Genomic DNA, 12,218 nt, shown 5'->3' on the forward strand with positions numbered 1-12,218 from the left:
TATGAGGTGGGCTGGGCCTTGGTTTGTTTACGCCCTGGCCTCTAGCGGTGCAGCACGTACTGGCCGCTGAAAAGTACTGCGGCTTCATCACTCCCCACGTTGCTGACGGTCGTTTCCAGCGTCAGGCGCGCTCTGCCGCGGCGCTGGTAGAGCGCTAGAAACCGTTCCCAAGCCTTTTCATCCGGGGCCGCACAGCGCGCTACCGCCGCGCCAGTTACCGGTAGCGGGTAGCTGATCTGGCCTTCATGAATGACGATATGCCCGTCATCGATACCCAGCTCACGCAAACGCAGGTGCAGCCACCCCCAACCCGCCAACACCGCTGCGCAATAAAGGCTGCCACCGAACATGGTGCTCTTGTGGTTGACGTTGGCCGCCAGCGGCAATTGCAGCTGCAGCACCTGCTGCTGCCAGCCCACCACTTCCAGGCCCATCTCCTGCGTCAGCGGAATATCGCGGTGCAGCACCGCCTGCAGGTACTGGCTCTCGTTACTCATCAACGGGTTTCCTCATGGTCGTCATGGCCACCGCTGCCGCCTTCGAAATGCAGGCCATGCTTGCGCAGCTTGTCGTGCAGGGTTTTGCGCGGGATGCCCAAGGCTTCGGCCAGGCTGCGCATCGAACTGTGGGGCTTGGCCAGCTCGGCAGTGATCAGCGAGCGCTCGAAGTGCTCCACCTGTTCACTCAGGTTACCCGTGACCACGCTGGGTGCAGCAGCGGCCGAAGGCGCGGCCTGGCCGTCCAAGGCCAATTCCAGGCCAAGGGCAAAGCGCTCGGCAGCATTCTGCAGTTCGCGCACGTTGCCCGGCCAGTCATGGCGTAGCAGCAAGGCGCGCTGCGCAGGTTGCAGGGCGTGTGGGCCCAGGCCGTGGCGCTGGGTAGCGGCGTCGGCATAGTGCTGGAACAGCAGCAGAATGTCGTCGCCCCGCTCGCGCAGTGGCGGAATGCGCAGCGGTGCCACATTCAGGCGGTAATACAGGTCGGCTCGGAAGCGGCCCTGGTCGGCAGCCTGGCGCAGGTCTTCCTTGGTGGCGGCGATGACGCGGATATCCAGCGGGATAAGCTGGTTGCCGCCCACGCGCTCTACCACCCGTTCCTGCAGCATGCGCAGCAGTTTCACCTGCACATCCAGGCTCATGCTCTCGATTTCGTCCAGGAACAGCGTGCCGCCATTGGCGAATTCGAACTTGCCGATGCGGCGCTTCTGCGCGCCGGTGAAGGCGCCGGGCTCGTGGCCAAACAGCTCGCTCTCCACCACCGACTCCGCCAGTGCGCCGGCGTTGATGGCCACGAACGGGCCATCCCGGCGGCTGGAAAGGTCGTGCAGCGCGCGGGCTACCACCTCCTTGCCAGCCCCGGTTTCGCCCAGGATCAGTACATCTGCGCGGGTGGCGGCCAGCGCTGCGATCTGCTCGCGCAGGCGCAGCATGGAGGGGGACTGGCCCACCAGCCGGGTAGCCAGTTGCTGGCGATCGCTCAGGGCCAGGCGCAGGCTGCGGTTGTCCAGCACCAGGCGGCGCAGCGCCAGGGCACGGCGTACGCTGTCCAGCAGGGCATCGCTGGCAAAGGGTTTTTCCAGAAAATCGTAGGCACCGGCGCGCATGGCCTGCACCGCCAGCGGCACATCACCGTGGCCGGTGATCAGCAGCACCGGCAGCTCGCTGTCCAGGCCGCGCAATTGCTCAAGCAGTTGCAGGCCATCGATACCGGGCATGCGGATGTCGCTGACCACCACGCCCGGCCAGTCGGCCTCGATGCGCTCGGCCAGGCCCTGGGCCTCGGCCAGGGTCACCACCTTCAGCCCGGCCAGGTCGAGGGTCTGGCTCAGGGCCTGGCGCAGGTGCGGGTCATCATCGACCAGGATCACCTGAGCGTGGCTGTCGATCTGTGTCTCGGGGCTCATGCCGAGGAATCCTCCGAATTGGGCAAGGTCGCGCCAGGTGGGGCTACACGCATTTCCAAAGTGAGCAGTGCGCCGCCTTCAGGGTGGTTGGCCAGCAGCAGTTCCCCACCCAGGGCGCGCATCAGGCTTTCGCAGATGGCAAGGCCCAGGCCCAGGCCCTGGGTGCGTGTCTTGGTGGTGAAGAACGGCTCCTTGGCGTGCTCCAGGGCCTGGCGGCTGAACCCCGGGCCGTTGTCGCGAATGTACAGGTAGACGCAGTCATCGTGCTGTTCGGCACTTATCCACAGCCGGCGCGGGTTGGCTTTTTCGGTCAGGGCATCCAGGGCATTGGCCAGCAGGTTGCTGAGCACCTGGCGAAGGCGGGTTTCGCCGGCTTGTACCCACAGGGTGGCTTCTGGCAGGTCGCGGACCAGCTCCACCGCCATGGCGCGGCGGCGCTTGGCCAGCAGGGCCAGGGCATCATCCAGGGCCGGCTGCAGGGCCACGCTTTCCGGGGCATGCCGGTCGCGCCGGGCGAACGCGCGGAGGTGGGCGATGATCGAGGCCATGCGCCCGGTCAGTTCGCCGATCAGCTTGAGGTTGCCACGGGCGTCCTCGATGCGTTGGTGGTCCAGCAAGATCTCGGCGTTTTCGGCGTAGCTGCGGATGGCCGCCAGGGGCTGGTTCAGCTCGTGGCTGATGCTGGCCGACATGGTGCCCAGCACCGACAGCTTGCCGGCCTGCACCAGTTCATCCTGCGCACGCACCGCCTCCTGCTGGGCATTCTCGCGCTCCAGCACCGCACTTTTCAGCCGCGTGTTGAGGCCTTCCAGGTCGGCGGTACGCTCGGCTACGCGCTTTTCCAACTGCTGGCGGCCGTGCGCCTCAAAGTCGATACGGTCGATGTAGTGGCGACGGCGCTGCATCACCAGGCCGGTCAGCAGCATCACCACCAGCAGGGCGCCAGCGCCGATGGCGGTAACCGTTTGCACCGAGCGGTCCACCAAGATGCGTGGGGCAAGGATGCTGACCTGCCAGCCGGTTTGCGTGATGTCGCGGGTTTGCGTGATCCACGCGTCAGGGTTGATCACCAACGGCTGTGGCGCCTGGGTGGGGTAGGGCTGGATGGCGATGATGGCCTGGCGTTCTGCTTCGGTCAGCGGTCGGGTGGCACGGAACCGCCAGTCGGGGCGCGAGGTGAGAATGACCACGCCGTTGTGGTCGGTCAGCAGCAGCTGCTCGGGGGTACGGCCCCACAGGGTTTCGGTGTGGTCCAAGTCCACTTTCACCACCAGCACCCCAACGATGCGCTCGCCATCGCGCACGGCGGCGGCAAAGAAGTAGCCGCGTTTGGCCGAGGTGGTGCCCTGGCCGAAGAAGCGCCCCAGGTGCCCGGCCATGGCTTCGTTGAAGTACGGGCGGAAGGCGAAGTTGCGGCCCACGAAGCTGTCTTGCTTGTCCCAGTTCGACGCCGCCAGGGTGTTGCCGCTCACGTCCATCAGGTACATCACTTCGGCGCCGGTCTGCTGCACGATGTTCTTCAGCAGCCGGTTGGCGTTGGTGACGGCCTCCAGGCGGAACGGGTCGGCCAGCACGCCGCGCAGTGCGGGCAGGTCGCCGAGTATCTGCGGCAGGGTTTCGTAGCGGTGCAGGGTGCCTAGCAGGTTGGCGACGTACAGGTCCAGGGTCTGGCGGTTTTGCGATGCCAGCTCCTGCTGGTAGTACCGCTCGGCCAGGTGATGCAGGGGCCACAGCAGTGGCACCAGGCACAGGGCCAGCAGGGCCAGGCTGCGCCAGCGGGGACGACGAGGGGGCGTGGGCTTTGCAATCATCGGGTAAGTGCGCCAGATAAGTCTGACGCAATTATGCGCTACTTAAGGCAGCAGTTCCGCCTCGGTCAGCGACACCCCCAGCTTGTCCTTTTCGGAAAGCACCGGCGGTTGCTTCAAGCCCCAGTCGATGGCCAGGGTGGGGTCGTCCCAGCGGATGCAGCGGTCGGCGCCGGGGTTGTAGTAGTCGGTGGTCTTGTAAAGGAACTCCACCGACTCGCTCATCACCGCAAACCCATGGGCGAACCCTGCAGGTATCCAGAGCTGGCGATGGTTTTCGGCAGAAAGGTGCACGGCCACCCAGCGGCCGAAGGTAGGGGAGTGCTTGCGCACATCAACGGCTACGTCACGGATCTCCCCCTGCACCACGCGCACCAGCTTACCCTGGGTGTTCTGCACCTGGTAATGCAGGCCGCGCAGCACCCCGGCCACTGAGCGGGAATGGTTGTCCTGAACGAACTCGACGTTCGTGCCGGTGTGGCGGGCAAACTCGCGCGCGTTGAACGATTCGAAAAAAAAGCCGCGGCTGTCACCGAAGACCTTGGGCTCGATGATCAGTACCTCGGGGATTGCAGTGGGAATGATGTTCATCGGGGACGGCCCTGGCTGCTGTTCAGTAATGACCCTAGCTGGCGTGCGTGCTTTTTTCTCATGAAACAATCTTGGCTGGATGCCTGGGGGAGCCTTGTGCTAGATGTGATGGCTTGGACAGGACAGCGCTTACCGATTCTTATCGGTTATTGTGGTTGTTAAGGCAATGTAATAATCTTTTCACCGGTTTAATTATAGATATATATCGATTATAAATTCCCCAACGCCCGCCTCGTTCGGTCAGGGCCATTGCAGAGGTCAACGATGAAAACCCTCAATTCCACGCCCCGTGCCGATGGTTTCCACATGCCCGCCGAATGGGCCCCGCAAACCCAGGTATGGATGGTTTGGCCAGAGCGCCCCGACAACTGGCGTTTGGGTGGCAAGCCTGTCCAGGCCGCCCATGTGACCTTGGCCAAGGCCATCGCCCGCTTCGAACCCGTCACCGTTGCCGTGTCTGCCGGCCAGTACGAAAACGCCCGTCGCCAGCTGGACCAGCCGAACATCCGGGTCGTGGAAATGAGCAGCGATGACGCCTGGGTGCGTGATACCGGCCCAACCTTCGTTATCAACGACCAGGGCGAAGTGCGGGGCGTGGACTGGGGTTTCAATGCCTGGGGCGGCTTCGATGGCGGCCTGTATGCGCCGTGGAACCATGACGAAGAGCTGGCCACCAAGGTGCTTGAAATGGAGCGCTGCCAGCGCTACCGCACCGAAGGGTTCGTGCTGGAGGGTGGGTCTATTCACGTGGACGGTGAAGGCACCGTGATTACCACCGAAGAGTGCCTGCTCAACCGTAACCGCAACCCGCACCTGAACCGCGAGCAGATCGAAGTGGTGCTGCGCGACAACCTGGCTGTCGACACCGTGGTGTGGCTGCCAGATGGCCTGTACAACGACGAAACGGATGGCCACGTCGACAATTTCTGCTGTTACGTGCGGCCGGGTGAAGTGTTACTGGCCTGGACCGATGATTCCAACGACCCCAACTATGCACGTTGCCATGCCGCGCTGCAGGTGCTGCAAAACACCCGCGATGCCAAGGGCCGTGAATTCATCGTGCACAAGATGCCGATCCCGGGGCCGCTGTATGCCACCGCTGAAGAATGCGCTGGCGTCGACCAGGTGGCTGGCAGCCAGGAGCGCGACCCTTCGGTGCGCCTGGCGGGCTCGTATGTGAACTTCCTGATCGTCAACGGCGGCATTATTGCACCGAGCTTCGATGACCCTGCAGATGCCGAGGCCAAGGCCATTCTGGCGAAGATCTTCCCGGACCACGAAGTGGTGATGATCCCGGGCCGTGAATTGCTGCTGGGCGGAGGCAACATTCATTGCCTGACGCAGCAGCAGCCTGCGCCGCTGCACCGCTAGGGTTCTGCGCCGCCCGACGCCCGGCGCGGTGGCTGGCATACGTTTTGTATTGTTTATCAAGCAGATAGCCCGGCTGGGTTGGGTTATCCGTTTGTAACAATACCTACGTAAGTTAGCTGCTCACGGGCCAGGAGTACGTGTAGACATGAATGCAGCAAGTGAGTCGGCTTTGCGCCCAATGGCAGTGGATCACTCAGCGCTGAAGGTGTTGGCGAGGTGGTTGAAACACCATGGAAGCATCAGGGTCAGGACGACCGACCCACGACGTCTACTTGCCGGGCGCTACCCCCAGGGGCTGATCAGCGATGCAGAGATGCAGGCGTTGATGGCGGTGTGGCACTGATCGTCAGCCTTTGAGGGCATGCGCCACCCCACCCCATATGCTCTGAATGCAGGGCTATGGGGTGGGGTTTTTCGCGGGTCAAACTGGCAATTACAGCGGTCCCTTCAGAAACTGTAACTCCCTGTCACCACCAGACTACGCGGGTCACCCACCTGAATCTGCGCAGCACTGGTCGCCGAACTGTAGTAGGTCTTGTCGGCAATGTTGCTCAACGCAGCGCGCACGTCCCAGTCATGGGTGCGATACCCCGCCAATGCATCCCAGCGCCCATACCCCGGCAGTACCGTGGTGTTCTGGTTGTCTGCATAACGCTCACCCACCAGCGTTAGGCCGGTTTCGGCATACCAGCCCAGCTCCGGCTTCCAGGTGACGAACAGGCTGGCGTTGCGCTTGGCCACATCATTGATGCGGTTGCCTTCCAGGCCGTTGTTGTCCTTGACTACGGTGGCGTCCTGCAGGCCGACACCCCCGCGCACGTACCAGTTGCCGATCACATTCCCCGTGGCAGTCAGCTCAATGCCCCGTGAACGCTGCAGGCCGCTGAGCAGGGTGATTTCCGGGTTGATCGGGTCGCGGGTGCGGCGGTTGTACAGCTCCAGCTCATACACCGCCAGGGTGGTGGTCAGGCGCTGATCGAACCAGTCGCTTTTTAAACCGATCTCTTTCTGCCGGGTCAGCTCCGGGCCGGTATCGTTGGTGTTGCCCGCCGCGCCTGGGGTAATGCCGATCAGCCCGCCACCCACAGGTGCAAACGTCTTGCTCCACGAGGCATAGAAGGAGTGATCCCGCCACGGCGTGTACACCACGCCCAGGCGCGGGCTGGTGGTGCGGCTGTCCTGCTTCTCAGCCAGGTTGCGCACCTTGTTGGTGGTCTCCACTTCGAACTGGTCGAAGCGCACGCCGGCCAACACCTGCCATTGGTCATTGAGGCGAACCTGGTCCTGCAGGTACACCCCCCGGCTATCGACCACGGTGTGGTTGTTGCTCGACACCACCATGCGGCCGTTGTGCTGCCGGCTGCGATCCGGGTTGTTCAGGGACAGCGCCGGCACCGGCCTGCCGCCGGCAGACACCGCTGCGGCGGTATATAGGGTGGGGTCGCGGCGCTGGTTGCCGAACTCCAGGCCCAGCAGCAATTTATGCTCCAGGCCCAGGGTGTCGAAGTCACCCTCGGCTTCCAGGTTGTTGAACAGGTTGCGGGTGTTCAGGTCCTGCTGCCAGCGCTGGCGGGTCACCGTTGCCGTGGTGGCGTTGTAGGCGGTGGGGTAGGTGTTGTCGAACTCGCTGTCCAGCTTGAACAGGCCCAGGGTGTGGCGCAGCTGCCAGGTTTCGTTCAGCTGGTAGTTGAGGCGCGAGCGCAGCGACTGGGCGCGGTCGTCAATGTAGTCACGGTGGGTATCGCCATACGTGGTGCTGCGGTTCACATCGGCCGGGCGGCCGTTGACACCCGGGATGCCGCGGTCGGGGGTGCGGTTGAAGCGGCTGTATTCGTACTGCACCAGCCAGTTCAGGTCGGGGGTGACCTGCCAGCTTACCGAGGGCGCGAACAGCTGGCGGCTGCCATCGATGCCGTCCCGGAAGCTGTTGTTGTCCTGGTTACCCATGTTCAACCGCAGGCTCACGGTGTCGCTGGGGTCGGCGCTCAAGTCGGCATAGAGGCTGCGCAGGTCTTCGCTGCCGGCCTGCGCTTCGACGGTGGAGCGCCGGCCAGCCTCCGGTGCCTTGCTCACCCGGTTGACGATGCCGCCCTGGCTGCCGCGCCCGTACAGCACCGCTGCCGGCCCCTTCAGCACCTCGACCCGTTCGATATTGTGCAGGTCGCGGATGTACTGGCTGTCATCGCGGATGCCATCGAGGTAGAAGTCGTTGCTGGCCTCGAAACCGCGAATGCGCACGCTGTCGAAGCGCGTATCGGCGCCGCTGCTCACGTTGGGGATGCCTTCCAGTGCCTTGCCCAAGGTATTGCTGCCGTAATCCAGCACCTGCGCAGCCTTCACCGTATCGATCGCTTGGGGCACATAGCGCACAGGCGTAGCGGTACGGGTGGCCGTGCTCACTTCCTTCACGCGGGGGTTGTCTTTATCGCGCTCGCTGTCGGCGGTCACCGACAGCTCAGGCAGGGTGGTGGTCGCAGCGCTGGCAAAGCCTGCAGTGAACAGCAACGAAAGGGAAAGCGAGAGGGGAGATAGGCGTTTGGGGGCAAGCATGGAGCGTATCCAGACCAGGCATTAATGGAGGTGCGAATGGTAATGCCTACCATTTACTGTTGCCTGGCTATTTGTAAAGAGTTCCCATTACATATGTATCACTTTGTAACTAATCCATCTGTCTCACGGGCTCAAGGAGAATTGTCCTAATGGTCAGGTTGGCTAATCCCGCTTGAGATGGAATCACTACCTATAGCCCAAAGCCGTAGAAAAATGCCTCGTTCCATACCTGATTTTTGGTTATATCGACCTGCATTTCACGTTTTTTTGACATTCGCGCTCACCCACCGCTAGGATTCGGCCAACGCCTGCTGGCCAATCCCATTGGCCGTGCTGTTGCCTCAAGCCGCCGTGTACTCACCGGCATGGCTCCCAGGCTGGACCCGCATAGCGTCGAACCTACGAAGGGGCGTTGGTTCCTGGCGCCATATTGCAGAGCGTTCTTGATCTAGAAATAAGGAAAACAACATGTTGAATACCAGGATCAGCCTGGTCGCCCTGGCGATGATCGCCGCGACCCAGGCACAGGCCAATGACCAGGCCGCCAGCAAGGGCTTCATCGAGGACAGCCACGCCAACGTCCTTCTGCGCAACGCCTACATCAACCGCGACAAGAAGCACGGCACCGACGACCAGATCGAATGGGGCCAGGCTTTCATCGGTAACTTCTCCTCCGGCTTCACCCAGGGCACCGTGGGTGTCGGCGTGGACGCATTTGGCCTGTACGCCTTGCGCCTGGATGGCGGCAAAGGCCACAACGGTGGCGGTGGCGTGGACTTCTTCAAGCCGCACGACACCACCAACGCCGATGGCAACGCCAGCTCGCCGCACAACCTGACCCGCGCCGGTGCCGCCGTTAAGTTCCGCATCTCCAACACCGTGCTCAAGTACGGTGACCAGATGCCAGCCCTGCCCGTGCTGCAATACGACGACGCGCGCCTGCTGCCAGAAAGCTTCACCGGCACCTTGATCACTTCCAAGGAAATCGAAGGCCTGGAGCTGAACGCCGGTCGCTTCACCCAGGAAGCCCGCAAGAGCGCCGAGCGCCGTGACGGCGGCGGCCTGAAGTCGATCAACGTGTTCGGCGGCAGCTACAAGTTCACCGACAACTTCACCGCGTCGCTGTACACCGCCGACAACGAAGACGTGATGAAGAAGCACTACCTGGGCCTGAACTACGTTCATGCCATCGCCAATGACCAGTCCCTGACTCTGGACTTCAACGGCTACAAGTCGAACATCGACAACAAGTACGTGCAGGCAGCCGGCCTCAACGGCGACTCCAACACCATCTGGAGCCTGGCCGCCACTTACGCCTATGGCGCCCACTCGTTCACCATCGCCCACCAGCGCAGCACCGGCAGCACCGGCTACAACTACGGCTGGTACCAGAACAAGGGCGGCGTGGGTGACGGTGGTTCCACCATCTTCCTGGCCAACTCCTACTGGTCGGACTTCAACGCCGAAGACGAGCGTTCGTGGCAGCTGGGCTACGGCCTGGACTTCAGCGCCTACGGCATCCCGGGCCTGACCTACAAGCTGGCCTACGTGGTGGGTGACAACATCAACACCCGCACCGTCGCCAACCCGCAGGGCTACGGCGAGGGCAAGGAGCGCGAGATCTTCAACCAGGTCCGTTACGTGGTGCAGGAAGGCCCGGCCAAGGACCTGTCGATCAAGCTGCGCAGCTCGTTCGTGCGTACCAACGACGCCGTGCGCCAGAACGGTTACAACGACGACGGCAACGAAGTGCGCGTGTTCGTCGAGTACCCGATCAGCATCTTCTGATCCGCTGCTGAGCCAAAGGCTACCCCCCATGCCATTGGGGGGCGCCTTGCGCAGCCAGGGTTGCCCGGCGTCAGGCCGGCAACCCGATACTCACCCGCAGCCCGCCCCCCTCGAGGTTTACCACCGTCAGCTCGCCCCCATGGCTGTTCGCAATGCGCTGGGCAATGCTCATCCCCAACCCGTACCCGCCAGACCCTTGGTTACGTGAGCCTTCAACCCGCACGAACGGCTCGGTGATGGTCGCCAGCAGTTCAGGTGCAATACCCGGCCCCCGGTCATCCACGTGAATCACCACCTGTGATCCCACACGCTCCAGCGTGACGCTTACGCCATTGGCGTAACGCAGTGCATTCACCAGCAGGTTCTGCAGGCAACGCTGCAGCAGCAAGGCATCCACCTTCACACTGCCTACCTGGCCGTGCACCGGGAGTGGCTCCTCAACGGTGGCCAGCTCTGCGCACTGGCGTGCAACCAGCCGGTCGATGTCCACGTGTTGCAGGTTCAGCTGTTCACCCGCCCGCAGGTAGTCCAGCACCTGGCCGATCATGTCGTCCATCTGGGCGATGTTCTGCCGCAGCCGCTGGCGGTGTTCGTCGTCGGGCATGCGCTCCAGGCGCAGGCGCATGCGCGTCAGCGGGGTGCGCAGGTCGTGGGACACGGCGGCCAGAAAGTACGCCTTGTCGTTGACCATGGCGATCAGGCGCTGCTGCATGGCGTTGAAGGCCTGCGCCGCCTGGCGCACTTCTTCGGGCCCGTCCAGTGCCAGTGGTGGTTGCTCCAGGTTGCCACCCAGCCCCCGCGCCGCATCGGCCAGGCGGCGCAGCGGGCGCAGGCACAGGCGTACGGCAATCAGGCACACCAGCAGCACGGCGACGATGCGCAGCGCATACACCCGCAGCAAGTAGTCGCTGATCAGCAACCAGGCCGACTCGCCGCTCCAGCCCTGCAGTTCCTGGCCGTCGATGGTCAGCCAGTGCCCATCGGCCAGCGCTACCGCAAACTGGATATGCGCCTGGGCGGTACGCAGCCCGAACAGGCTGCGCCAGACGATGGGGCGCCCGAGTTCGTCGGTCAGTTGCACCTTCATCAGGCGCACGTTCGGCTCGCGCCCCAGCTCGTACTTCAGGGCCTGGTGCAGTAGCAGTTCCACGCGCTTGCGCCCGCGTCGTTCGTCCGCTTCCAGCGGCGGCAGCTGTTCTGCGCAGCGCAGTTGATAGTGGGCGGGTACCTTCACGGCACCGGCATGGCACTGCGCCTGGGCGATCAAGGGGGCGCTACGGGCGGCAATCAGGCGCACCGGGGCTTCGAGCACCTGGGCGAAGCGCACGTCGAACCAGATGCTGCTGGACATCAACTGAATGGCCAGCGTGCCGCCCACCATGATCAGCAGCAGCTGGCCGAACAGCGTGCGCGGCCACAGCCGACGGGCCCAGCGCATTTCAGGCGTCGGCCTGGGTGCTGGCAATGCTCAGCAGGTAGCCTTCGTTGCGGATGGTGAGTATCTGCGCAACACCGCCCGGTGCGTGGCGCAGGTGCTGGCGCAGGCGGCTGACGCACATGTCCACCGAGCGGTCGTCGGGCAGGTGGTCGCGGCTGAAGGCACTGCGGGTGAGCTGGTCGCGCGACACCACACGGTTGTTGGCTTCCAGCAACTCACGCAGCACGCGGTAATCGGAGCGGGGCAGGGTGAGGGTTTCGCCATCGGGGCGGGTGAGCAGGCGTTTCACGTGCTCCAAGCGGAAGCCCGCAAAGGCATGGGCCTCCACCTGGGCGGGTTCCTGCACGGCGGTGTGCAACCGGTGCGGCCTGCGCAGCACTGCTTTGATGCGGGCGATCAGTTCACGTGGTTCAAAAGGTTTGGCCAGGTAATCGTCGGCACCCACCTCCAGGCCGATGATGCGGTCCAGCGCGCTGCCCTTGGCCGACAGCATGATCACTGCCAGCCCCGGGGTGGCCTGCAACTGGCGGCACAGGCTCAAACCGTCTTCGCCGGGCAGCATCAGGTCCAGCACCACCAGTGCCACCGGCTGGCGGGCCAGCTGCTCGCGCATCTGCTTGCCATCGGCGGCGGCCAGTACGGTGTAGCCAGCGTCCTTGAGGTAGTCGCAGAGAAGTTCGCGAATCTCGTCGTCATCGTCGACAACCAGCAGGGTTGTGCTCATGTGCAGGACACCTTTCAGGTGAGGGCCAGCGGCGCTCATTACGTT

Annotated in this window: 10 protein-coding genes; 3 read left to right on the top strand and 7 right to left on the bottom strand. The window is 63.5% G+C overall.

The window, feature by feature from the left end:
- Positions 1 to 41: 41 nt before the first annotated feature.
- The 4 genes from APH25_RS17470 to rfbC are packed head-to-tail and all read right to left on the bottom strand — an operon-like array spanning position 42 to position 4,302.
- Positions 42 to 497 (bottom strand): YiiD C-terminal domain-containing protein, encoded by a 456-nt coding sequence (locus APH25_RS17470; protein ID WP_028635339.1) that lies wholly within the window; start codon positions 495 to 497, stop codon positions 42 to 44.
- Positions 497 to 1,903, bottom strand: a complete 1,407-nt coding sequence (locus tag APH25_RS17475) for a sigma-54 dependent transcriptional regulator (RefSeq protein ID WP_060482806.1) — start codon at positions 1,901 to 1,903, stop codon at positions 497 to 499. The genes APH25_RS17470 and APH25_RS17475 overlap by 1 nt, the downstream gene beginning before the upstream one ends.
- Entirely contained in the window at positions 1,900 to 3,714 is a 1,815-nt protein-coding gene (locus APH25_RS17480) for an ATP-binding protein (RefSeq protein WP_028635337.1), read from the bottom strand. The genes APH25_RS17475 and APH25_RS17480 overlap by 4 nt, the downstream gene beginning before the upstream one ends.
- 42 nt (positions 3,715 to 3,756) lie before the next feature.
- Positions 3,757 to 4,302, bottom strand: coding sequence for a dTDP-4-dehydrorhamnose 3,5-epimerase (gene rfbC / locus APH25_RS17485; protein WP_060482807.1), 546 nt, complete (start codon positions 4,300 to 4,302; stop codon positions 3,757 to 3,759).
- A gap of 264 nt (positions 4,303 to 4,566) precedes the next feature.
- Between rfbC and aguA the strand changes: the two genes are divergently transcribed.
- Together aguA and APH25_RS26005 are read left to right on the top strand one after the other, a co-directional pair.
- Complete coding sequence (gene aguA, locus APH25_RS17490; RefSeq protein WP_060482808.1) at positions 4,567 to 5,673, top strand: agmatine deiminase; 1,107 nt, start codon at positions 4,567 to 4,569, stop codon at positions 5,671 to 5,673.
- Positions 5,674 to 5,818: 145 nt separating this feature from the next.
- A complete protein-coding gene (locus APH25_RS26005; protein ID WP_060482809.1) occupies positions 5,819 to 6,016 on the top strand; it encodes a hypothetical protein in 198 nt (65 codons plus the stop codon).
- A gap of 104 nt (positions 6,017 to 6,120) precedes the next feature.
- Here APH25_RS26005 and APH25_RS17500 read toward each other — a convergent pair whose 3' ends face one another.
- Entirely contained in the window at positions 6,121 to 8,223 is a 2,103-nt protein-coding gene (locus APH25_RS17500) for a TonB-dependent siderophore receptor (protein WP_060482810.1), read from the bottom strand.
- A 468-nt stretch (positions 8,224 to 8,691) separates the two neighbouring features.
- Here APH25_RS17500 and APH25_RS17505 point away from each other — a divergent pair, with 468 nt between their 5' ends.
- Entirely contained in the window at positions 8,692 to 10,011 is a 1,320-nt protein-coding gene (locus tag APH25_RS17505; protein ID WP_028635332.1) for an OprD family porin, read from the top strand.
- A 70-nt stretch (positions 10,012 to 10,081) separates the two neighbouring features.
- Here APH25_RS17505 and APH25_RS17510 read toward each other — a convergent pair whose 3' ends face one another.
- Together APH25_RS17510 and APH25_RS17515 are read right to left on the bottom strand one after the other, a co-directional pair.
- Entirely contained in the window at positions 10,082 to 11,449 is a 1,368-nt protein-coding gene (locus APH25_RS17510; protein WP_060482811.1) for an ATP-binding protein, read from the bottom strand.
- 1 nt (position 11,450) lies between these two features.
- Positions 11,451 to 12,173 (bottom strand): response regulator, encoded by a 723-nt coding sequence (locus tag APH25_RS17515; protein WP_060482843.1) that lies wholly within the window; start codon positions 12,171 to 12,173, stop codon positions 11,451 to 11,453.
- Positions 12,174 to 12,218 lie beyond the last annotated feature (45 nt).

The sequence above is a fragment of the Pseudomonas sp. NBRC 111119 genome (assembly GCF_001320125.1).
GTDB classification, from domain to species: Bacteria; Pseudomonadota; Gammaproteobacteria; order Pseudomonadales; family Pseudomonadaceae; genus Aquipseudomonas; species Aquipseudomonas parafulva.

Coding starts and splice junctions, on each gene's coding strand:
- APH25_RS17470 (WP_028635339.1), bottom strand. CDS start 497: ATGAGTAACGAGAGCCAGTACCTGCAGGCGGTGCTGCACCGCGATATT.
- aguA (WP_060482808.1), top strand. CDS start 4,567: ATGAAAACCCTCAATTCCACGCCCCGTGCCGATGGTTTCCACATGCCC.
- rfbC (WP_060482807.1), bottom strand. CDS start 4,302: ATGAACATCATTCCCACTGCAATCCCCGAGGTACTGATCATCGAGCCC.
- APH25_RS17505 (WP_028635332.1), top strand. CDS start 8,692: ATGTTGAATACCAGGATCAGCCTGGTCGCCCTGGCGATGATCGCCGCG.
- APH25_RS17480 (WP_028635337.1), bottom strand. CDS start 3,714: ATGATTGCAAAGCCCACGCCCCCTCGTCGTCCCCGCTGGCGCAGCCTG.
- APH25_RS17510 (WP_060482811.1), bottom strand. CDS start 11,449: ATGCGCTGGGCCCGTCGGCTGTGGCCGCGCACGCTGTTCGGCCAGCTG.
- APH25_RS17475 (WP_060482806.1), bottom strand. CDS start 1,903: ATGAGCCCCGAGACACAGATCGACAGCCACGCTCAGGTGATCCTGGTC.
- APH25_RS17500 (WP_060482810.1), bottom strand. CDS start 8,223: ATGCTTGCCCCCAAACGCCTATCTCCCCTCTCGCTTTCCCTTTCGTTG.
- APH25_RS17515 (WP_060482843.1), bottom strand. CDS start 12,173: ATGAGCACAACCCTGCTGGTTGTCGACGATGACGACGAGATTCGCGAA.
- APH25_RS26005 (WP_060482809.1), top strand. CDS start 5,819: ATGAATGCAGCAAGTGAGTCGGCTTTGCGCCCAATGGCAGTGGATCAC.